The organism is Psychrobacter vallis, assembly GCF_904846715.1.
GTDB lineage: Bacteria > Pseudomonadota > Gammaproteobacteria > Pseudomonadales > Moraxellaceae > Psychrobacter > Psychrobacter vallis.
The window spans coordinates 83,315-106,598 of sequence record NZ_CAJHBU010000010.1 but is presented as its reverse complement, the minus strand read 5'-3'; the positions used below and the strand labels follow the sequence as shown (position 1 = coordinate 106,598).

Sequence of the window (23,284 nt, the reverse complement as noted above, 5' to 3'; positions counted from 1 at the left end):
ATCATGCCAGCTTCTATAATGTCTGTGTCATGGCTAGCTGATTTATTGGCATTATTGCCATTTATGAGCCCTGATCGGGCGCAAATTGTCATCTCATCCTTTTGGCCTATGCTTAAAGGCGCTATCTATTATTCGATACCGCTGGCATTGATTTCATTTGCGATTGGTATGGCTATTGCTCTGACAGTGGCGCTGATTCGTATTGTGCCGCGTGCTGGCTGGTTTCATGAGATTGTTTATAGACTTGCCCGTGTTTATGTGTCGGCCATTCGCGGCACGCCAATGCTGGTGCAGTTGTTTATTATCTTTTATGGCTTGCCAAGTGTGGGCGTCAAACTTGATCCTTTTCCATCAGCGATCATTGCTTTTTCACTTAATATTGGCGCTTACGCATCAGAGACGGTGCGAGCATCGATCTTGTCCATTCCCAAAGGCCAGTGGGAAGCAGGGTCGACTGTAGGATTGACCTATCTACAAACCTTTCGCCACGTCATTTTACCGCAAGCGCTGCGTGTGTCGGTGCCGCCATTGTCTAATACCTTTATCAGTTTGGTAAAAGACACGTCATTGGCCTCATTGGTACTGGTGACTGAGCTGTTTAAGCAAGCGCAGATTATCACGGCACGTAACTATGAGTTTATGCTGGTTTATACCGAAGCGGCGATTATTTATTGGGGTATTTGTCTGTTCTTGACCTTTATCCAAGGTAAGCTTGAAACCAGACTCGATCGCTATATCGCAAAATAGACGGACGGTTTCCTGTTTTTTATAACACTATCGCTTCCGTATCCTCCGTACCACAGGAACTTTTATGATCAAAGTCACTAATATTCACAAAGCTTTCGGTGGCAATCAAGTGCTTAAAGGCATCGATTTGACCATCGAAAAAGGCAAGGTGGTGGTAATATTAGGGCCATCAGGGTCGGGCAAAACCACTTTTTTGCGTTGCCTCAATGCGCTAGAAATTCCTGACCAAGGCGTGATAGCCTTTGATGATGGCAGTTTAACGGTTGACTTTGCCACCAAACCGAAGAAAAAAACACTATTGGCGCTGCAACGTAAGTCAGGCATGGTTTTTCAATCTTATAACTTGTTTCCGCATAAGACCGCCATCGAAAACTTAACGCTAGGGCCGACAGTCGTGAAGGGACAAACCAAAGCCCAAGCACGTGAGCAGGCTTTGGTTTTGCTAGAAAAAGTAGGGCTTTCGGACAAAGCTGATCTCTATCCGTTTCAGCTATCGGGTGGGCAACAGCAGCGCATTGGTATTGCTCGTGCGCTCGCTATCGAGCCATCGTTACTACTGTTTGATGAGCCAACGTCTGCGCTTGATCCTGAGCTGGTACAAGATGTGCTCGGAACCATGAAGCAGTTGGCGTCTGAAGGCTGGACAATGATTGTGGTGACGCACGAAATCAATTTTGCACGTGATGTGGCGGATCATGTGGTCTTGATCGAAGACGGTGTTGTCGTCGAAGAGGGCAGTGCTAAGCAGTTGTTTGAGGATTCAAAGCACCCAAGGACGCAAGCATTTTTGCAGCGTATCGATCAGAAATAGCTTATGTCGTTGTAACGTGCGCCGCTGTAAAAACTAAAGCCCATTTAGGGCTTTTTTTATGTTTATCATTTGAAATCATTTGCTGCAATCAATAGTGATGGGGAAAAAGAGTGGTTCCTTAGTGAGGACTTGAAGGTTTGGTTGTACGCTAATGATGTCAACGTTTTGACACGCTGAGATAGCCACAGTGTACTTCATGGTGTACTTACCATATATATTTCATTCATAATCAGTGCGCTACATGTAAACCATACTCAAGATTTACTTTAAGTCCAACATATTGCGGTTACTTTAAATTCTTTAGCTTCTGATTTTTTTAAGTACTCTATTCCATCTTGATGATGAGTTGAACTTATCCAGTCATAACAAGAAGGTTCAAACTGGTTTAATGCTTCAATAATTTCAGAACGTGAGAATATATCGAAGTGATAAATGCGACCGTCTGAATGTTGTTCTTGTTTCAATTGGATAACCTTAAACCATTCTGGTATGTTTACCTTTTCGTGTAAATCTCTTTCTGATAAATAGTATTCCCAATTCTCCCAAACCATAATAAGCTCCTTATAAAAAGCATATAAACCATACAGATTCTATTCATGATCGGTGCGCTATACAGGCATCGAACTTCAATTACATAGATTAATAACAAAATCTCGCAAAAGGTTCACTACACCACTAATCCTACAAATCAATAATAATCTCAAGACTGTAATCTTGCCTTAAAAAATCAAGCCATGCGGCTATGAACTTTTCAAAAACATCTTTTTTGACAGTAGCTTTAAAGTCGTTATTATCTTCGTCATATATAGAGTATATCGTCACATTCTTACCGTCTAAGACAACTTGCCAAGTCTCAGAACTTATATCTAATATATTAATGTTATTATTTCTTAAATTATGAAGAATGTTCTCTGAAAACTCGATATCTAGCTCTGATAAATAGTAGGACAGCATTCTCATTTCATTGCTATTATTTAAAGGACGACATGATGGTATTGGCCTATCCCACTCATCATTTTTAAAATAATAAAAAGCCATACTCATAACAAATCCTTCTTTATTAATTTCTTCTAAAATAGAAGATTGCTTCAATTACAAAGAAGTTATCAACTTTCCTCCGAAATTTGTAGTACTAAACTAAATATTGTTATTTACGGCCTTATTTTTAGGGCATACTCCAAGTGAACCAGTCACTTCATCCTTTAAACCAATTAATAGACCACCCAAAATAGACTGCTATAGCGGAACCACTTATATTAGAGTGTATGATAATTCATAAATAGGTATTACTAAGTCACCAACTTATACAATAATTCTATTCTCAAAAAGATGATACGCCTCAATCAATCCACAAAAAGTAGTCTGGTTCTCGGCTGTCATTCTGCTGAATAAAGCAGACTTTTTCGGCCTGAGTTCTCGGTCGATGCTGAGCATCGGCACCGCAGTCTTTTGAGCGCTGTTTTATCCACTGTATCTGCTCTTTTTTTAGATCGATTGCCATATCCTTACCGTAGAGCCGCCTGACTTCATGCTGCGTTACTCTGTAGCTTTTATTCAACGCTTTATCAGAAGCCGCATATTTACTATCAATAAGGGCAGCTTGCGAAGCCAGTGGTAGATAGGCCGAGTTCTCTTTGTAAGTGACGGAACTGTCATCTAGCGTCGACTCATTGCCTGTATGTATCTTTTTATCTATAGGATCTATAAAGCCTTTTACACCTGCGCCTTCAAATTGATAACCCTGAAACCCACATGGGGTCACGCCATCTTTACATAAGCTATGCTTGGTCTTAGCCCGATAAAGCTTTACGCTATAGGGCGACTTATCGAGATTCTTATCGTGCGGCTTTATGTGCCATAAGCGCTGCAAATCTGGGGCGACCAGTAGCATGTCATCGCAAGTCACATTGCCTTCTTGGCAGCCTTGATAAAGGTTCAAGCGTTGTCCCTGCACATCCATTCCTAATATGAAGTTTGTTTCTACAGGTACGACCGCCGCGCCAAAAGACGCTGCCAATAATAGGCTAATACTAACACCAGCCCTTTTTAATAAGCGAAACTTATATTGGCGAAAGACAGTTATCATTGACCTATACCTGCATCAAAAAATTCGTTAGCAAACGCTTAGCGCCTTCGGTGGCAAAAGACTCTGGGTGAAATTGTACGCCTTGAATCGGATACTCTTTGTGCTGTAGTCCCATAATCTCATCACCCGCTAGCCCCGACTCAGCCAAGCTTAGCTCAGTATGGTTATGATTGGCGACGACGGCCGTGACCGTTAAACAATCCGGTAGCGTATCTGCTTTGACCATCAATGAATGATAACGCATGATCTCAAGCTCTTGCGGCAGTCCTTGATATATACCTGCCTCATTATGGCAAATTGCCGAAACCTTACCATGCATCGGGACGTTAGCACGTACCACATCACCGCCGAACACATGCGCGATGCCTTGCATGCCTAAGCAAACACCTAATAAGGGCGTAGTCTTGCCCATCACTTCGATCACCTCGCTACAAACCCCAAAATAAGCTGGATCGTCGGGTGCTCCAGGGCCGGGTGAGATAATGATTCGATCTAGATTCATTGCTTGCACGTCGGCTAGAGTAATCTCATTATTGCGCTTGACGATGACGTTTGCTTTTTTATCACCATCGAGAGTCTGTAAAATCTCGCCAATATACTGGTAAAGATTGAAGGTAAACGAGTCGTAGTTATCGATAATTAAAACATTCATAGTTATAAACTCTTTGATAAAAATAGGGTCAACTTACGGATGCATAAAGCTGTCTAATACCACTTTCATCGCCGACAGTTTACGCTGGATTTCTAGATATTCATCTGCCGGATTGGAGTCATAGACATTGCCGCCACAGGTTTGAGCATAGGCCGACTCGCCATTGATAAATAAGCTGCGAATAGGAATGGCAAAAATACAATCACCATTGAAATTAAATGACCCAAGTGCGCCGCCATAGGCACCCCGACCATCTGGCTCTAGCTCGTTAATTACTTTGATGGCCTCCACTTTTGGTGCGCCTGACAACGTACCAGCAGGGAAGTTGCTGGCAAGGGCGCTAAACATATCCTCATCAGGGTGTAAAATACCGACGATTTCAGAGGAAATATGCTGCACATGTGAGAAGCGTTTGATATCCATCAGGCTACGCACTTTTACCGTACCAAACTGTGCCACACGGCCAATATCATTGCGATGCAGATCTACCAGCATATTGTGCTCGGCAATCTCTTTATCATCATTAAGTAGGGCTCGGGCAAGTTTACGGTCTTCGATCACATCGACACCGCGTTTGGCAGTGCCTGCTAATGGATAGGTTTCCATCTCACCTTGACGCAAGCGAAACAGCAGCTCAGGTGACGCACCAATGATGCACTGCTGAGCAAATTTCATAAAGTACATGTGCGGTGATGGATTGACAGTGCGCAGTTTTTCATAAATCGGCATCTTGTCGCCAGAGATATGATACTTAGATTTAAAACCTACCTCACACTGAAAGATACGTCCGGAGATGATGTCTTCTTTCACTTGCATTACTACTTTAGCATGTTCTTCTTGACTCATACCGTCACCCAAAAACTCAACCGCAGGTGATTGGTAGCTTGGTATCGGCGCATCAAGTAAGGCTTTGATTTGTTCAATACGATTGGCTTGCTGTGCCGTTGGATAGTAAAAATAAAAAATCTCACCCGTCATTTTATCGAGCGTCAAGCCATCCAAATATACGCCAAATTTAAACGGTTCAAAGTCTTCACTCGGCTTAGCATTTAGGCTGGGTTCAAAAAAATTCACACTGTCATAACCTAGATAGCCGACGAGCCCACCGCTTTGATCGCGGGCAATGACATGCTGCGGGGTAATTTTGCGCAGTAATTGATAAGGGTTGTCGGTTTGATAAGTGTGCGTTTCAGCCGTTTTATTATCGGTAATGGCAAGAATGGTGCGATCCAAGGCAGCAATAGTCATGACGGGATCAAAACCAATCGCGTGGTGGCGCGAGATGTGGCTTTCTTCGCCCAATGATTCGAGCAAATAACAGGTATCAAAAGCCCTCTCAATGCGTTTAAACAACGCAAAAAAATCAATATCTTGCGTGAGTTTAATCCGCTGCGGCTTGCTGGGAATATCAATCAGTGCAGGTTGGTCATGCTGAGTCGTCAGTGAAGTCATAACAAAGTCCGAAATAATTAAAAAAGTATCTGCTAAAAATAAGAAAAGTATAGAGAGGATGGTTTGATACGTTAAGAGCCTTGCCGGTGCGTATTGAGTAACGCACTGAGATCATGAATTTGCATGGCTTTTGCACCGCGTGAGACCGTGGCAATTCCGACGCCCAACTGCTCAGAGATGTCACGCTGCGTGACACCGCGCTCCAGCAAGTCAAATATACGAATACGATTGGCAATCTCATGTTGCTCTTTATCCGTCAGCAGGGCACTTAGCAGCTTTTCAATAGCTGTCTCATCAGTACAACTGGCTAAATGGTTCAATAAACTGTGATAAGGATCAGTACTCATAATCATCAATCTGCATAAAATAAAAGCCAAAAGAAAAAACAGAGGGCTATTTTGTATCAGTATTCTAGTACGATAGTACATAAAAAGCAAGTGAGAGCTATTTTGGATATCAACATGCGGTCAGCAGGGCAAATATAGAAAAAGTACCAGATAGTCGGTGCTTAAAACAACGCTTTAAACAACCAGTGCTTAAACCGTATCGACAATCACCGGACGACCTTGATGATTTAGCACAGTAACATCGACATTATAAAGCTCTTTCATGGTTTCTTTTGTGAGGACATCAGCAGGTCGACCAACCGCCAGCACTTGACCTGATTTCATGGTAACGACCGTATCCGCAAATTGCGCCGCTTGATTGATATCATGCAGGACAATCACCACGGTTTTTTGTTGGCTATGGCTCAGCTCACGTAACTCACGCATCAGACGTCCAGCGTGATACATATCTAGATTATTCAATGGTTCATCAAGCAATAAATACGGCGTGTCTTGGCAGACAATCATCGCAATGAGCACACGCTGGCGTTGACCACCTGACAATGTTGATAAAAAACGCTCGGCTAAAGGCTCAAGCTCAAAACGTTCGATAATTTCTTGTACTTTTTGCTGATCGTTTGCGGTTGGTTGTCCTTGATGATAAGGATAGCGCCCAAACATCAACAGTTCATGCACGCGCAGTCGCCCTTGCACTTGATTGTCTTGGCCCAGCATGGCAACGGTTTTAGACAAGGTTCTCGCATGACAGTTGGCAATATCATGCTCGCCAAAACATACTTTTCCTGACTGTAGGGGTTGCAGGCGTGCCATGACAGAAAACAACGTAGATTTGCCAGCACCATTGGGGCCGATTAACGCAATGATTTGGGCGCTTGGTAAAGACAAAGTAACGTCATGTAAGATTTGCTGTTTGCCAATGTGATGCGAGATATTGTCTATTTTAATCATAGTATTTTTGCTTGTAGAGAGTTTTGAATTTTTTATGGTTATGGTCGATTGTTCAGTACGAACGGCGTTGGGTCATAAAAATCAATAACAAAAACACCAGACCTCCTGCCAACTCAATGACAACCGATAGTACGCCTGCCATGCCTAGTATTTGCTCAAACACAGTTTGGCCAAGCACCAAGCAAATCATGGCGACCAAGCTAACCAATATCAGGCGCTCGCTATGATACATGTTTCGGGCGAGACGATTGGTTAGTGCGCAAACCAATAAACCAAAAAAGGTCACTGGCCCGACCAAGGCCGTAGCGGTTGCGACCAATACCGCGATGACGGTGAGCAGACCAAATGCCAAACGTTGATAGTTAATGCCGAGATTGGTGGCTTGTGCTTTTCCCAACATCAAGACATCACACTGATAGCGCCAGCGCCAAACGAACAGGCCGCTGATGACACAAATGAATAAGCTGATGCCAAGTAATTGTGGATTCACCGTATTGAACTGTGCGTAGCTGGCAGATTGTATGACCACAAAATCATCAGGATTGATCAATCTGGCAATCAAGGCTGACAAGCTACGAAACAACACGCCAAATATAACGCCGACCAAGATCAACCGTGTCAAATCTTGGCTGTTTTTTGAAAATAATAATTGAAATAATAATAAGGACGCGCCAAACATTAAAATAATTTCAAGCGTAAATTTGGTAATGGGATTGATACTGGTGAAGCTAATCGCGCCAAAAAAGAAGACCAATACGCTTTGTAGCAAGACATATAATGCGTCGAAGCCCAATAAAGAAGGCGTCAAAATGGGGTTGTGCGTCAAGGTCTGAAACAGCAAGGTTGATACACCAATGGCATATCCGACCACCATCAATGCCAGCAGTTTTTTGCCCCGTAGCGGTAATGCAAAATCCCAATGTCCATTGACGTTGAGCGTCAAAAACAGCGTCATCGAGACAACCAAAATAATGGTCGCCACTGACTTTGGGTGGTTTACGATGAACGCCCAAAGTTGTGCAAGGCGCTTTTGCCAAGCGCTAACGGCGGCGTTAGCATTTTCTGTGGCGCGCTCTTCTGTAGAGCTAGGCGTAGACGACGAAAACATAGAAAAATCCTATAGTGCCAAGCTTATCCAATCAGACAAAAGGACGGTTAAATTAAGAAAAGAAGCCATATAGTTGAAACCTTTTAAAGTCGCTACCGTCTCGTACGATGCTATGAATAAATGACTATCAATGAGCGCCGACTAAGTGATGGACTGTCTGACGAATTGGTCATTATTGATCTGCCGGAGCACGTAGTAATAGCCATAAAAACAGCACGGTGCCGACCACACCAAAGACAGTGGCGACAGGCACTTCAAATGGATAGCGAATAGAGCGGCCAATAATATCGCACAATAGCACTGCCGAAGCCCCTAATAGCGCAACTGCTGGCAAGCTACGGCGTAATTTATCGCCCATCAATCGGCTAACGATATTGGGCACAACCAAACCAATAAACGGAATCATGCCAACCGTCACGACCACCACGGCACTCATCATCGCCACCATACCAACGCCAAGCCATGTCACCTGTCGTTTGCTAATCCCTAGGTTTAACGCAATATTATCGCCCAGACCGACAATGGTCAGCTTGTCCGCGATAAGATAAGCAAGAACACACAGTCCGCCCGTCAGCCACAAAAGCTCATAACGGCCTGCTAACACTCCCGAAAAATCACCAAACTGCCACACACTCAGCATCTGTAATGATTCGGTTTGATAAGCAATAAAGGTCGTCACTGCTTCAATAATGCCGCCAAAGACAATACCAATCAGTGGCACCATCAAAAAATCAGTCGGCGGAATCCGGTGAATGAGCAGCATAAATAACATCATGCCAAACATGGCAGTGAGAGTAGCGACGCCCATTTTTACAATAAGCGCGCTGGCTGGGAATAGCAGACTGACCACCAGTAACCCGAGTGCGGCGCTTTGGGTCGCACCCACCATCGATGGTTCAACGAAGCGGTTTTTTAGTATCACTTGAATGATCATCCCAGCCACTGCCATAGCGATACCCGTCAAGATAATAGCAACAGTACGCGGTATACGGCTGACCATTAGTAGAGAGCTATCAGAATTGGCGCTATGATTAATCAAGCTCTGCAAAATACCTGACCACGAAAAATCTGCCACGCCAATAGACAGGCTCAATAACACCAAAAGCCCCATAATAATGAGGCTACCGATGTTGATTAACCACGGTGGAATAGCGGTACGTCGATGTTTAAGATGCTGGCCATTACTCGCCCTTTTTTGCCAACTTGATGAAGCCGTTGACAAAGAAGAGCTGCTTTTAACGCTGGTACGGGCACGATGTGAAAATAACGACATAATGGCGACTGGCTTAAAAAATAAAAATGATAGCGGACGTTCAGAGCAATTGCTTGAACAGTGACTATTTAGCGCCAGCAAAGGCAGTTTTAATGGTGGTCAAATCTTGTATCCACTGATAATAGCCACCGAACGCAAGGTAAGAGTCTGGGCTAAGGTATATCACTTGATCTTTACTCCACGCATTGGTTTGCGCAACCAATGGATTGTCCAGTACTGCTTTGGCACCTGCGCCATCTTCACCAATGGCGGCACTACGATCAATGATGAATAACCAGTCTGGATTGGTCTTTTGTAAATACTCAAAAGAAACTGGCTGACCATGACGCGCGTCTGCGATTTGATTGTCTGCCATTGGTATATCAAGTACAGTATGGATAAAACCGTAGCGCGATTTGTCACCATAAGCGGACATTTTATTGCCATTGACCATCACAACCAAGCCTTTACCTTTATCTTTGGTCAAAACTTTAGTCTCGTCAATGAGGCTATCAATGTCTCCTTGCAGTTTTGCCGCTTGATCACTTTTACCAAACAATGCGCCCAAATCATGCAAACGCTGTTTACTGGATTCATAGATTTTTGCCGTATCAATGGTCATGTCGAGCGTTGGAGCGATACTTGATAAGGCGTCATATTTTTCAGCCATACGTGAGCCAATTAAGATAGCTTGTGGCTGCATTGCATTCAATGCTTCTAGGTCTGGCTCAAATAAGGTGCCAACATCTTTTGGTTCAGGCTGAGTCTTTGAACGTAAATTGTCTAAAGGTAGCTCACCTGGCATACCATCGATAGCTATATCAAGTGCTGCCAAGTCTTGCATTAATGACATGTCGTAGACAACCAAGGGTGACGGATTGATTGCCAAATCGACATTACCTTTTACGGTATCGACTGCGATGATCTCAGCAGAAACAGCGTCATTATTGGCAACATTCGCCGCATTATCAGCAGTTTGATTTTCAGTCTGGGCGTCTGCTGGTTCAGAGTCGTTAGATTCAGGTGAACTACAGCCGGCCACACCGATGGCCACAAATGCTGTCATTATCGCAGTCAATAGTGGACGTTTAAAAAAAGGGGCAGAAGCGTGACTAGAAGATAAAATAGTAGACATAAATAACTCGGTATATCAGATGGTTAGGTAAAGTATGAATAAAAAAAGGTGTCAATCTAAAGTGGTAATATAAGGTGCTAATACAAAAATAAAACGAGCTTGTATGGCGTGATCGCACACACCATACAATGCTCGGCGGTATTGCTGTAAACGTTATAGGTTTTATTGCTCAAGGATTGGTTTTTGGTACTTAGTTCTATGATGTTTATATTCTCAGCACGATAGGACTCTCAATCAATCAAAGGGTATCTTAAATTAATTGAGAGTCATTATCAATACAAATGATAATGATTTTTATTAACATCGTTGATTTTGTTGGTTGCTATCACCAGTCATCACTGGGTTTTGATATAAGTGCCTGAAGTGGCAAGATGGATTTTGTCTTATAAAATAGCGGTGTTATATGTAATTATGTGTGACTGACTGAGCAAAAATATCATGATTTGTATTGATAATAATTATCGTTTGCATTATTATCTACGCCATTCTACTTCAGTTAATTAATATTAGGGTATTATGAGTTCAACGGATTTGGAGGCGCCACCACTTAGACTGACATTTGCAGCTATTATTGTAGTTGTGGGTTTGCACATTCTAACGGCAATAGCATTAGTGGCAATCAAAACTCCTGAGCTAAAAATTGAAGCTAAAAAAGACGCGTCGCCTATTGAGATCGAGCTTATATCGTTACCTACTGAAACGCCTCCACCTGAAGTAGAGGTAATAGAAGTCGCTCCTAAACAGGAGCCAGCACCTCAAGTTGCAGAGCAACAGCCAGAAACAGCCAAATCAATAGTACCGCCAAAACCAGAAGCACCAGAAAAACCAGTGGTTAGAGAAGAGAAGACAACGCCTAAACCCGCACCAATAGTGCCAGTAAAAGAACAAAAAGTGGTTGAAAAACCAAAAGAGCCGCCAAAAGAAACAGTAGTAAAACCTAAAGTGGATACTTCTGTAGCCGATGAGCAACGTAAAATCATAGCAGCAAAAGCAGAGAGGGCTGCTCAAGCGGAGCAAGCTCAAGCAGCGCGTGATGCACAAGCTAAAGCTGATCGAGAAGCCCAAGCCAATCGCGATGCACAAGCTAAAGCTGATCGAGAAGCACAAGCCAATCGTGATGCTCAAGCTCAAGCAGCTCGCGTTGCAGAAGAGGCCAAGGCAGCACGAGAATCTGCTGCTCGTGCCCAAGCCGCAGCCAGCGCAAAAGCGGCTGCCGAAAAGGCCGCAGCTGCAAGTAATACGCCAGTGAATTTTAGCGGTAGTGATGCATCTTGGATAAGAGAGCCTAAATTCGAAAATATTTCCAGTGAACAGCTAACATTGGCAATAAAATTTTCAGTAGATAAACAGGGTAATATCAAGAATATTCAAGTTAATGGCACTAAAGATCAAAAGTTGAAGCAAGAAGTTAAGCGCAGACTTCAACGTAGTAAGATAAAACCATTTATACAAAATGGCGCTCCAGTTGTTGGTGCGGTTGCATTCAGTATAGTTGTACAGTGATGTATATACAAAAGAATATGAAGCAACTTCGAAGCAATAGATAATCAAGTCATAGTAATGAAATAACAAACCAAGGAGTCTGACATGGACTTTATGCAATACTGGCAATATAGTGACATGGTGACCAAAAGCCTATTCTTCATACTTTTGGCGCTATCCATTATTTCATGGGTAACTGGCATCATTCGTGTGTTGCAAAGTCGCAAGTTGGCTGGCAGTGTGGCAGACGATTTGAGTCAGCAGCTGCAGAATAAACAGGCTGAATTGCTACAATCTGATGCTGCTGCTCGGCGTTTGATTACTGAGCAGACTCTGCTCAAGCATATCGGCCGCTATCGTTTTGCCAGTGAGCGTGGATTGCCCATTCTCGGTACGACGGCAGCCATTGCACCATTCATTGGTCTGTTTGGCACGGTATGGGGCATTTTTCATGCGCTGCATAATATCGGCATGAGTGGACAGGCGGGGTTGGGACAAGTTGCCGCCCCTGTCGGTGAGGCACTTATTATGACGGGTCTTGGTATTGCCGTCGCTATTCCAGCGGTCGTGTTTTATAACCTTGCCGTACGTATTAACCGCCGTGTGATGTACCATGCCAATGACCGCGCGCATGATCTATTGGCAAGCTCTGCTGAGCTGGCAGCCACGCCAAAGTCGTCAGTAGCCAGCAAATCTGCCGCTGCTCATGCTCAGGTAGCCAAAGAACACCCCGCAAATACAGAAGATAGCCAGCAAGCCAGTCACTATCGTGGCTCAACGTCACAGCTGTAGTAATGATAACTTAATAGGGTTGTCAGTTAAGGAAAAATAAAGTCAGCGATACACTCAAAGGGCTGGCTGTATTAAGAATAACCAAACGTATTGAGAGTAATTATGGCATTTCAATTGGGTGATGATGACGTTCAAGGCATGAATGAGATGAACCTCATTCCGCTTATCGATGTCATGCTGGTATTGATGATTATATTTTTATTGACTGCAACTGTGCTAAATCCGACGGTGCCATTAGACTTACCAAAGACCAGTGCCTCGGTGAATGAAACCCCACCAGAAGCCATTCAAATCAGCATTGATAAAGACGCAGGAATATTTTGGGACAGTGATCCGATTAGTATGGAGGCGCTTGAGACACGGCTACAAGAGCAAAGTGCCACTGGGCAAAACCCATCTGTACAACTGCGTGCCGATAAAGACAGTAGGTACGACACGGTCGCTCAGGTTTTGGCAGCCACCAGTCAAGCTGGACTGACTAAAGTCGCCTTCGTCAATGAATAGATTTTATGCATAAAACTATGGGAACAAACTGACTAAACAATCAGTCAGCTTATTTACTCAGCAATCACCAATATAATAATAACAACCATTAAAATAATAAATCTTCCTCCTACCTCGCTTGGGTCACCTTGCGAGGTTTCCTTTATTATAAGGTCGTCTTTATATAAAGTATGGTTTACCAACCATAGCCAAATGGGCGGTAGCCGTAACCAAAATGCCCAAGCCGCCCGTAGCCAAAGGGATAGGGTGAGCGTAAATAGTCAAGATCACGCTGGCGGATATAGTAGTAACGTCCTTGAGCGTAAGCTTCTTCGAGTTTATCAATACCTTCGAGTGGACAAACAGGTTGCCAATCATAACCCTCACGGCCAAGTTTGTAAGCATTCAGCTCGGTACAGTAAGTCTTCAGACCTTGCTGACGCCCTTGTTCCCACTGTATGCGATTGGGCATGGCACCACCGACACTTGCGCAGCTATTAGTATAGTGCCCAAAGTACGCACCTGAACGCCCACGTAAACCGTCCGCAAGGCCAACTTCTTGCCAGTTGCTGGTTTGACACTGCTGCGGGGTTAGGCTTTGGGTCGTTGCACAGCCTGATAAAGCCAGTACTGCTGCGCTCATCAGCGATATAGTAATACCAGATTTACCCAGCGCCTTCTTGGTCAATTTGCTAGCCAAATCAGCCGTCGATGAGTTTAGTTTAATAATATAATTCATAATAAACCTGCGCGCGTTTAAAATTATGGTTTATCATAGCACTTTTTGCTGTCGACAACTTTTTATATGTTGTGGTTAGGCTTGTTCTTAGTTGAGTCAAGTATTTGATCTACCAGCGTAAATGGCAGTATTAGTCCAAAACTAGTGGCTGAGTTTTCAACGATGGTCAATTTATCCTGCTTGATTTTTAATCGTTCGTGCTCATTATAAGCTTCTATATAGCAGCTACTTGTTAGGACACGGCCTAGATAGTCAAGGTTGGTTTTTTTAGCATTATTTTATTTCGATCAAAGGGCCAAAGCATTATGGGAATATTGATTGGCGTTATCATTGTACTATTCGTATTAGGGAGTATGATGGCGCTCAAGCCTAACGGCATCGACCAGCGTTTGGATAAACTGCGTATGACCGCGCGCCGTTTGCAATTGAATCCAAAGCTCGTTAGCTGTCCTGATTGGATAAAGGGCAAGGATAATGAGTATGGTCGCGGGATGATGGGTCAATATTGTTTGGTGTTAGAAAATATACAGCTGCCGCACACACGTTATCAAGTGATTGATGGACAGTGGCGACCAGATAGCAGCTTTGTGGATACTACCAAAGACGACGTCAAGCTCAACATCCCAAGTGCCATTCGTTCTACTCAAAGCCATACCAACGGGGCTGTAAAGAAGACTAATTTTAGTTTGGACAAAGCACCACTAGATTTGCCAGTCAGTATTGAGCCGTTTGTTAAAGGTTTATTGACCAAGGCCAATACGATTGTCATTTATTGGGAAGATATCGCTTATGTGCGGCCATCGACCAACCCCATTTATCAGCACAAAGCGATTGAGTCAGACTTACTGGTACTGAAACAAAATCTAGAAAAATGGGCCCTACAAATGCAGAAAAACACCGTAAGGTAGTAAATGGTTTTTTAATCTCCATTAATAGACAACGTGCAAGCACTTTTGGCAGACGCTTAGTCATTTACAGTTGACAGTTTAATACTCAGCAGTGTAACGTCATTATAACTGTCTCTTTATTTTATGGTTATTGTTTGTTTTATAACCGTTTTTATAAGCAGCTATTACTACAATAATTTAATGAGCAATTATAAATTGCCATGCTGCTGGATTTATCCTTATTATTAATTTACTTATATTCTTTTAATTTACTTATACAATGGTGTCGTCAAATATGGCAAAAACCACAACCAAAAAAAGTTCAGCAGCTACTGCTGACAGCCCAAAGGGCAAGTCTCTGGTGATTGTAGAATCACCAGCCAAGGCAAAAACGATTAATAAATACCTTGGTGATGCCTTTATCGTCCGCTCAAGTATCGGCCATGTCCGTGATTTGCCAGTCAGTGCCAGTAAAAGCACCAAAAAAACCACCGTTGCCAAAAAAGATGACACTCTGAGCAAAGAAGAAAAAGCCCAACAAGCACTGGTACGTCGTATGGGCGTAGATCCAGAGCATGATTGGGCGGCCGTTTATGAAGTATTGCCTAACAAGACCAAAGTTATCAAAGAGCTTAAAGCGTTGGCCAAAGACGCGGACCAAATCTATCTAGCAACGGATATGGATAGAGAAGGGGAAGCCATTGCGTGGCATCTAAAAGAAGTCATCGGTGGCCCTGATAGTAAATATCAGCGTGTGGTCTTTAACGAGATTACCAAATCTGCCATTCAAAATGCCTTTAAACAACCCTCAAAGCTTGATATCGACCGCGTCAATGCTCAGCAAGCGCGTCGTTTTTTAGACCGAGTGGTTGGCTTTATGGTATCCCCCTTACTGTGGCAAAAAATCGCTCGCGGTCTATCGGCAGGCCGCGTACAGTCGGTTGCCATGCGTTTGGTGGTTGAGCGTGAGCATGAAATTCGTGCCTTTATTCCAGAAGAGTATTGGCAGATTCATGCCGATACTCATATCGCCAATAGCAAAAAAGACGCTGAGCAAATTGGTATTCGCTTAGAGGCGACCAAGCAAGGCGGCAAAACGCTGAAGCTGGTCAATAAAGAGCAAACGGATAAAATATTAGACATCCTCAAAGCCAGCGACTTTATCGTTAAAGAACGAGAAGAAAAACCCACACAATCTCGTCCAAGTGCGCCGTTTATCACCTCGACTTTGCAGCAAGCTGCCAGTACCAGATTGGGTTTCTCTGTTAAGAAAACCATGATTTTGGCACAGCGTTTATATGAAGCTGGTCACATCACTTATATGCGTACCGATTCGACCTTTTTGTCAGGCGATGCGCTCGCTGCCGTGCGTGGTCATATCGAAGACAGCTATGGCACAAAATACGTGCCAGAAAACCCCAATTTTTATGGCAATAAGCAAGGCGCACAAGAGGCGCATGAAGCGATTCGCCCCTCCAACGTCAACATGAAATCAACGCAGCTTAAAGGCGTTGAGCGTGATGCCATACGTCTTTACGAGCTGATTTGGCGTCAGTTCGTGGCCTGTCAGATGCTACCTGCAAAGTACCTGTCAGTGAATTTGTTCGTTGGCGCAAATGACGTTGAGCTAAAAGCTCGCGGCCGTACCATGGTATTTGATGGCTATACCAGAGTGATGCCACCTGCTAAGACGGACGATACCTTATTACCTGATGTCAAAAAGGGTGATCAATTAACGCTAGATAAGCTCGATCCGAGCCAACACTTTACCAAGCCACCACCGCGTTATACTGAGGCCAGCTTGGTAAAAGAGCTTGAGAAAAAAGGCATCGGTCGTCCATCGACTTATGCCTCTATCATCTCGACCATTCAAGATCGCGGTTATGTAAAGCTGGAAAACAAACGGTTATTTGCCGAAAAAATGGGTGACATCGTTACTGACAGATTGACGGCCAGCTTTCCAGACTTAATGGATTATACCTTTACGGCGGCATTAGAAGACAAGCTCGATCACGTGGCAGAAGGCGAGCAAAACTGGAAAGACGTGCTTGATAACTTTTATGGCGAATTCAAAACAACGCTAGACCGCGCCAAAGAAAAAGACGGCATGCGCCCAAATGATCCGACTGACGTACCAGATGTGCATTGTGATCTTTGTGATCGTCCGATGCAGCTGCGTACAGGGTCAACAGGGGTGTTCTTAGGCTGTACTGGCTATAACTTACCGCCAAAAGAGCGTTGTAAAGGCACCAAGAACCTAATGCCAGTCGAAGCTTTTGCCAATCTCGATGATCCGGAAGGCGATGACGAAGCGGCAGAAGTTAAAGACTTGATGGAGAAAAAGCGCTGCCCGAAATGCGGTACAGCGATGAATGGTTATATCGTCGATGGCGGTCTCAAACTGCACATCTGCGGTAACAATCCTGATTGCGATGGTTATATTTTAGAAGAAGGGAAGTTTGAAGTACCAGGCTCAGACGCCCCAACCATTGACTGTAATAAATGTGATGGTCAAATGGAGTTAAAGACTGGACGTTTTGGCCCTTACTTTGCTTGTCAGAAATGTGACAACACTCGTAAAGTACTAAAAACAGGCGAAGCAGCACCGCCACGTATGGATCCTATCCATCTACCAGAGCTAAAATCAACCAAGCATGACGATTACTTCATTTTACGTGAAGGGGCGGCTGGGATGTTCTTAGCGGCATCTAAGTTTCCAAAAGTCAGGGAGACACGTCCGCCAAAGCTTGCTGAGCTACGAGAAATCAAAGACAAAATGGAAGATAAGTTTCAGTATTTGTTTGAAGGGCCAGATGAAGATCCTGACGGTAATCCAACGATTTTGCGCTGGTCGCGTAAGAAAAAAGAACAATATATCGGCTCTGAAAAAAATGGCAAAGCCACACGTTGGGGTGTATATTGGCGTAAAGGCGAGTGGATAGAAGAATAACGGTTTTTCTATCGACAATAAAAAACCCTCTTAACCATATACTTTGGTTAAGAGGGTTTTTTTATGCAATTAAGCGTTCATCTTAATGTTTATTAGTTTTTTTCGATAATACCACAAGCGATGCGATCACCTGCATTACCAGCGGGTTGGCTCTTATAGTCATCGGCGTTAGCATGAACAATAAATGCTAAGCGATTTACGCTATATTTGCCTGTACCAGCTGCTGAGATTTTTTTGTTCACATAGTTGATAGTAGCCACGCCTTTTTCATTGGCGGTTAGGTTTGGTAAGTCACCTGCGTGCCCATTCATATCATCTGGATTTGAGTGTGGTTTGTTATCTGGATTAAAGTGACCACCGGCCGCTTTACCCATATCTGCACAGCTACCCGTTTCATGAATGTGTAAGGCAACGGTTTTACCCGGTTGCAAGTTCATAAGCTTACCGTAAACTTGGACGCCGCCATCAACAGGACGTAAGAAAAGCTGTCCCACCTCTTTATTGGTGCTATCGACAGTTTTTATTTTAGACTTCAAAGCAGGCTGATTCAAAGGGTTACCTGTCTGCATCTGATTTTCTACAGTCTGACAACCAGTCATCGCTAAAGCTGAACTACATAGTAAAGCACTTGCAAGCATTGTCTTATTCATTGTTATCTCCATTTATATTTGATTGCTATGATGAATGATTTTTCCATAATTTCATTTAAAATATTCAAACATTGCCTAATGTCATCGTCAGTATAGCCAAGGATATAAGGTAGATATTCATCAAAAGCGCAACAATCGGTTAATAAATGTAAGTAACGTATGGGTTTGAAAATTCGTCCCAGTACAAAAAAAGCCGCCTATCTGTATGATAAGCGGCTTTTTAAAATCTTTAGAGTATAAAAAGACGATTAATTACGTAGTGCTTTTCCTGAGGTTTTATCAACGGTCACTTTCGCTGGCTTAAGCGGTGTTGGCATACTGACCAACGCTACTTTTAATATTTCATCAATCGTCGCCACAGGTTGAATGGTCAAACCTGCTTTGACATTGTCAGGGATGTCAGCCAAGTCACGCTCATTAGTCGCTGGGATCAAGACGTGCTTGATACCACCACGATGAGCCGCAAGTAGCTTCTCTTTAAGACCACCGATACGTAGGATTTTACCACGTAGGGTAATCTCGCCTGTCATGGCAATATCTGAACGAATCGCGATACCCGTTAAGGCAGAGACTAAAGCTGTCGTCAGCGCGCCACCAGCAGAAGGGCCGTCTTTTGGCGTGGCACCTTCTGGCATATGGACATGGACGTCCGTCGTTTTAAACGTCTCGTAGTCAATGCCTAAGCTATCACCGCGCGCACGTACCACACTCATAGCAGCACGAATCGACTCTTTCATCACATCGCCTAGTGAGCCCGTAAAGCTAAGCTCGCCTTTACCTTTCATGGCGACCGCTTCGATGGTTAATAGTTCACCACCGACCTGTGTCCACGCAAGACCAGTGATACGACCAATTTCAGGCGCTTCTTCAGCCAGACCGTAGTCATACTGATGCACGCCTAGATAGTCATCAATGTTCTTGTCATCGACTACAATCAGCTGACGTTCTGCTTTTTTCGGGGCACGCGCGCCATGATTTTCGACTGAACCACGAACCACTTTTCGGCAAATTTTATTGACTTCACGTTCAAGGTTACGCACGCCCGCTTCACGCGTATAGCTGCGCACGATGCTGTGCAATGCCGCTTCGACAATCTCAATTTCGCCTTCTTTGAGACCATTATTTTTGATTGCTTTTGGCACCAGATATTTCTGTGCGATATTGACTTTTTCTTCTTCGGTATAACCCGGTAGACGAATCACTTCCATACGGTCGAGCAGGGCTGGTGGGATGTCCATGCTGTTGGCGGTACAGATGAACATCACTTGCGACAGATCTAAGTCCATGTCTAAATAATGGTCGTTAAAAGTATCGTTCTGCGAAGGATCTAATACTTCAAGCAACGCTGATGCTGGATCACCGCGGAAGTCTTGCGCCATCTTATCGATTTCATCTAATAAGAACAGCGGGTTTTTGACTTCTACTTTCGCCAGTGACTGCACGATTTTGCCCGGCATCGCACCAATATAGGTACGGCGATGACCACGAATTTCCGCTTCATCACGCACGCCGCCAAGTGCCATACGCACAAACTTACGACCCGTTGCTCGCGCGATGGACTCACCCAAGGAGGTTTTACCAACACCCGGAGGGCCAACGAGACAAAGAATAGGGCCACGCAGTTTTTTCACTCGTGACTGAACGGCGAGGTATTCTAAGATGCGGTCTTTGACATCTTGCAAACCATAATGATCTTCATCTAAGACGGTTTTGGCTTTGTCTAAATTGATTGAAACTTTGGTCGTTGCATTCCACGGCGTATCCAAAATCCATTCAATATAGTTACGTACGACAGATGATTCGCTCGATGCAGGCGGCATCATTTTGAGCTTTTTCATCTCTTGTTCTGCTTTTTTGCGGACATCCTCTGGCAAGTCAGCATCTTCTAAACGCTGCTCTAACTCAGCCACATCATCTTCACCATCGAACGCGCCGTCATTCATATCGGACAGCTCGTTTTTGATGGCTTTCATTTTCTCGTTCAAGAAGTATTCGCGCTGATTGTCTTCCATTTGCTGGCGAACCGCTTCTTGGATGTCTTGTTCGATATTTTGTTCCGCACTTTGCTTGACCAAATATTCTGTCAAGGTATTGATATGCGTTTTGATATCGTTTTTTTCTAAGAAAGACTGTTTTACCTCAAGATCCATCGACACACGCGTTGAGATGAAGTAAACCAACTCAAGCAAATCATCAATACGTTTTGCCACGCGAGTGAGCTCACGCGCATTACGCAGACGCGCATCCGCATAGCTTTCAAACAGGCTGATCAACGCTTGGATGGTATTTTTCTGTTGGCTCTCATCCATGCTGACATCAAGATCTGCACGTTCAAAGTTTGCCATCAATAATTCATCGTGATTTTCGATGGCATCGACGCGCGCACGATATTGACCTTCAATCAATACTTTGATGCAGTTCTCATCGCTATCATGCGGCATGGTGCTGACGATGCGGCAAACTGTACCGTACTGGTATAAATTGTCTTGATCGATGTCTTCGGTCAAAGAGTCTTTTTGAGCCAAAACCAGTACTTTGTTGCCGTACTCTGCTTGTGCCAGCTCAACGGCTTTTACCGATGGCGCACGACCGACAAACAAAGCAATTTGCATGTGTGGGTAGACGACGACGTCGCGCAGTGCCAATAAGGGTAAATAGTCTTCAACGGCATTGTCTTCGGTAGCATCGTCTTTCGCTGTACTGTTGTCACTATCAATCTCACTATCAGTCTCATTAACATCGGCAGACACCGCATCTAACGTTTTATCAGATGAAGTGTTTACTTCGTTGTCTTCTGCGACAGTCGTTGAAACGTCGACATCGATGTCGATATTGTCTGGGGCAATTTTATGTTCACTCATATATTTTTCCTCGTTCACCAGACTTGTAAAGTCAAGTTCGTGGTTCATGTTTAGATAAATGGTGCTCACAGATAAAATTGCAAGGCTCATTGGTCAAGTCGCACGCTTATCTTTGCTAAAAAACGCTCTCTATCTTAATACAGCTTCGGATACTGCCATAGTTGATCCTAAATAAAAAAGGAACAACCCTTATAACGTACTGCTAGGATAATATTTTCTTGCTTGCTGTGCCTTCGCAGACAGAGGCTGCGAAAATTTATCCTAGCAGTACCGCATTCATTTTATAGGGGAGTGACTATTGATACCTATTGGTTTCTATACATAGGCTTTATGGGCAAAATAAGGTAAACTGGCGCGCGTCTAAAACGGGGCTTTTTAAAATATTGCTTAAAGTAACGCGTTTTAGAGGCTAAGATATTTTTAGATCAAAATCAATCAGACAGACAATTTAGACAGGACAAGGGGCAACACATGGCAATCAATGCGGTACTGCTGGCAGTTATTATCATGCTGGGGCTGTCGCTTTCACGCGTGCACGTGGTGCTCAGTTTACTCATTGGGGCGCTGGCAGGCGGTTTGCTGGCGGGTCTTGGTATCACCGATACTTTAGAGGCCTTTCAAGAAGGCATCCGTAATGGCGCACAAATCGCACTTTCATACGCATTATTGGGTGCTTTTGCCGTCGCTATTGCGCACTCTGGCTTGCCGCAATCCTTGGCAGGGGCGGTGATTAAGCGTATCGATGCAGGTGGTACCAGCGGTATGATTAAGTATATGCTATTTGCAGGCTTGATTACCATGAGCTGCTTTAGTCAAAACTTAATCCCTATTCATATTGCCTTTATTCCGCTGCTTGTACCGCCACTGCTGCTGGCTTTTAATCGCATGCAAATTGACAGACGTCTGATTGCTTGTCTACTGACCTTTGGTCTGGTCACGACCTATATGTTTATCCCATATGGCTTTGGCGATATCTACCTCAATCAAATCATGCTCAAAAACGTCGGAGAAGCGGGCATTGATATCACTGATATTTCTGTGGTTAAAGCGATGGCAATTCCTGCATTAGGGATGCTGATTGGTTTGCTGATCGCGGTATTTATCAGTTATCGTAAGCCGCGTCACTATCAGCAAGTGGCGATAGACAAAGAAGCTCATGATGCCGTGGTAGAGGGTGATGCTTTGAGCAAAACCGCGGCCAGCGCACAAACGCAAAGTAAGCTAAAGACCTTTGTGGCACTGGCTGCCATAGTCACAGCGTTTGTGGTGCAGCTCTACACCGATTCGCTATTGCTCGGTTCGATGTTTGGCTTTGGTGTCTTTATGGCGACAGGCGTGGTCAAATGGCGCGATGCGGATGGCGTCTTTAATGACGGTATCAAGCTGATGGCGATGATTGGCTTTATCATGATTACCGCGCAGGGCTTTGCAGAAGTCATGAAAGCCACTGAGCAGATTCAGCCATTGGTCGATGGGGCGGCGTCATTATTCGCTGGCAATAAAGCGATCGCGGCATTTATTATGCTCGCCATTGGTCTAATTGTGACCATGGGTATCGGCTCGTCATTCTCTACCATTCCTATTTTGGCGGCGATTTATGTGCCGCTGTGTATTTCTTTAGGGTTTTCGCCATTGGCAACCGTTGCGATTATCGGTACGGCTGGCGCGCTTGGTGATGCGGGTTCGCCTGCGTCAGACTCGACATTGGGGCCAACCTCGGGTCTAAACATCGATGGACAGCATGACCACATTAAAGACAGTGTTATACCCACTTTCATTCACTACAATATTCCGTTATTAATCTTTGGTTGGATTGCAGCGATGGTGTTGTAGGTTGCTTTAGCTAAAACATAGCTTTATAAAAAGCCATCGTATAGATGGCTTTTGCATTTTAATCTATCA

Annotated in this window: 21 protein-coding genes; 8 read left to right on the top strand and 13 right to left on the bottom strand. The window is 44.1% G+C overall.

All coding sequences use genetic code 11. The features are described 5' to 3' along the window. Positions 1-3 precede the first annotated feature (3 nt). Both JMY02_RS08260 and JMY02_RS08255 read left to right on the top strand, forming a co-directional pair. A complete protein-coding gene (locus JMY02_RS08260) occupies positions 4-747 on the top strand; it encodes an amino acid ABC transporter permease (RefSeq protein WP_320157792.1) in 744 nt (247 codons plus the stop codon). Between the two features lie 64 nt (positions 748-811). After that, positions 812-1,558: an amino acid ABC transporter ATP-binding protein gene (locus JMY02_RS08255; protein WP_201597077.1), complete on the top strand. Its 747-nt coding sequence runs from the start codon at positions 812-814 to the stop codon at positions 1,556-1,558. Positions 1,559-1,824: 266 nt separating this feature from the next. Here JMY02_RS08255 and JMY02_RS08250 read toward each other — a convergent pair whose 3' ends face one another. The 10 genes from JMY02_RS08250 to JMY02_RS08205 all read right to left on the bottom strand — a co-directional run bounded on the left by JMY02_RS08250 (position 1,825) and on the right by JMY02_RS08205 (position 10,538). Beyond that, positions 1,825-2,109 (bottom strand): hypothetical protein, encoded by a 285-nt coding sequence (locus JMY02_RS08250; protein WP_201597076.1) that lies wholly within the window; start codon positions 2,107-2,109, stop codon positions 1,825-1,827. A gap of 130 nt (positions 2,110-2,239) precedes the next feature. After that, a complete protein-coding gene (locus JMY02_RS08245; RefSeq protein WP_201597075.1) occupies positions 2,240-2,602 on the bottom strand; it encodes a DUF5376 family protein in 363 nt (120 codons plus the stop codon). Between the two features lie 295 nt (positions 2,603-2,897). After that, entirely contained in the window at positions 2,898-3,644 is a 747-nt protein-coding gene (locus JMY02_RS08240) for a lysozyme inhibitor LprI family protein (protein WP_201597074.1), read from the bottom strand. A 4-nt stretch (positions 3,645-3,648) separates the two neighbouring features. Further along, complete coding sequence (locus tag JMY02_RS08235; RefSeq protein WP_201597073.1) at positions 3,649-4,296, bottom strand: anthranilate synthase component II; 648 nt, start codon at positions 4,294-4,296, stop codon at positions 3,649-3,651. A gap of 33 nt (positions 4,297-4,329) precedes the next feature. Further along, the gene (locus JMY02_RS08230) at positions 4,330-5,748 is read right to left on the bottom strand and encodes an anthranilate synthase component I family protein (RefSeq protein WP_201597072.1); all 1,419 of its coding nucleotides are present in this window, start codon (positions 5,746-5,748) and stop codon (positions 4,330-4,332) included. A gap of 71 nt (positions 5,749-5,819) precedes the next feature. Continuing rightward, positions 5,820-6,095, bottom strand: coding sequence for a Trp family transcriptional regulator (locus JMY02_RS08225; RefSeq protein WP_201597071.1), 276 nt, complete (start codon positions 6,093-6,095; stop codon positions 5,820-5,822). Positions 6,096-6,284: 189 nt separating this feature from the next. Then, positions 6,285-7,043: an iron ABC transporter ATP-binding protein gene (locus JMY02_RS08220; RefSeq protein WP_201597070.1), complete on the bottom strand. Its 759-nt coding sequence runs from the start codon at positions 7,041-7,043 to the stop codon at positions 6,285-6,287. Between the two features lie 52 nt (positions 7,044-7,095). After that, entirely contained in the window at positions 7,096-8,151 is a 1,056-nt protein-coding gene (locus JMY02_RS08215) for an iron chelate uptake ABC transporter family permease subunit (RefSeq protein WP_201597069.1), read from the bottom strand. Positions 8,152-8,323: 172 nt separating this feature from the next. Continuing rightward, on the bottom strand, positions 8,324-9,424 hold the full coding sequence (locus JMY02_RS08210) for an ABC transporter permease (protein ID WP_201597068.1): 1,101 nt from the start codon (positions 9,422-9,424) through the stop codon (positions 8,324-8,326). A 64-nt stretch (positions 9,425-9,488) separates the two neighbouring features. Continuing rightward, complete coding sequence (locus JMY02_RS08205) at positions 9,489-10,538, bottom strand: siderophore ABC transporter substrate-binding protein (RefSeq protein WP_201597066.1); 1,050 nt, start codon at positions 10,536-10,538, stop codon at positions 9,489-9,491. A 516-nt stretch (positions 10,539-11,054) separates the two neighbouring features. Between JMY02_RS08205 and JMY02_RS08200 the strand changes: the two genes are divergently transcribed. From JMY02_RS08200 to JMY02_RS08190, 3 genes are all read left to right on the top strand, one after another. Continuing rightward, positions 11,055-12,041, top strand: coding sequence for an energy transducer TonB (locus tag JMY02_RS08200; protein ID WP_201597064.1), 987 nt, complete (start codon positions 11,055-11,057; stop codon positions 12,039-12,041). An 84-nt stretch (positions 12,042-12,125) separates the two neighbouring features. Next, positions 12,126-12,812, top strand: coding sequence for a MotA/TolQ/ExbB proton channel family protein (locus JMY02_RS08195; protein WP_201597062.1), 687 nt, complete (start codon positions 12,126-12,128; stop codon positions 12,810-12,812). 102 nt (positions 12,813-12,914) lie between these two features. Further along, positions 12,915-13,316, top strand: a complete 402-nt coding sequence (locus tag JMY02_RS08190) for an ExbD/TolR family protein (RefSeq protein WP_201597060.1) — start codon at positions 12,915-12,917, stop codon at positions 13,314-13,316. 175 nt (positions 13,317-13,491) lie between these two features. Here JMY02_RS08190 and JMY02_RS08185 read toward each other — a convergent pair whose 3' ends face one another. Beyond that, positions 13,492-14,034: a DUF2799 domain-containing protein gene (locus JMY02_RS08185; RefSeq protein WP_227678450.1), complete on the bottom strand. Its 543-nt coding sequence runs from the start codon at positions 14,032-14,034 to the stop codon at positions 13,492-13,494. A gap of 305 nt (positions 14,035-14,339) precedes the next feature. On the opposite strand from JMY02_RS08185, the gene JMY02_RS08180 reads away from it, so the two are divergent. Further along, the gene (locus JMY02_RS08180; RefSeq protein WP_201597058.1) at positions 14,340-14,942 is read left to right on the top strand and encodes a hypothetical protein; all 603 of its coding nucleotides are present in this window, start codon (positions 14,340-14,342) and stop codon (positions 14,940-14,942) included. A 274-nt stretch (positions 14,943-15,216) separates the two neighbouring features. Then, entirely contained in the window at positions 15,217-17,871 is a 2,655-nt protein-coding gene (gene topA / locus JMY02_RS08175; protein ID WP_201597056.1) for a type I DNA topoisomerase, read from the top strand. Positions 17,872-17,963: 92 nt separating this feature from the next. Here topA and JMY02_RS08170 read toward each other — a convergent pair whose 3' ends face one another. Together JMY02_RS08170 and lon are read right to left on the bottom strand one after the other, a co-directional pair. Next, positions 17,964-18,521: a superoxide dismutase family protein gene (locus tag JMY02_RS08170; protein ID WP_201597054.1), complete on the bottom strand. Its 558-nt coding sequence runs from the start codon at positions 18,519-18,521 to the stop codon at positions 17,964-17,966. A gap of 248 nt (positions 18,522-18,769) precedes the next feature. Continuing rightward, complete coding sequence (lon, locus tag JMY02_RS08165; RefSeq protein WP_201597052.1) at positions 18,770-21,382, bottom strand: endopeptidase La; 2,613 nt, start codon at positions 21,380-21,382, stop codon at positions 18,770-18,772. 471 nt (positions 21,383-21,853) lie between these two features. On the opposite strand from lon, the gene JMY02_RS08160 reads away from it, so the two are divergent. Then, on the top strand, positions 21,854-23,215 hold the full coding sequence (locus JMY02_RS08160) for a Na+/H+ antiporter family protein (RefSeq protein WP_201597050.1): 1,362 nt from the start codon (positions 21,854-21,856) through the stop codon (positions 23,213-23,215). The last annotated feature ends 69 nt before the right edge of the window (positions 23,216-23,284 follow it).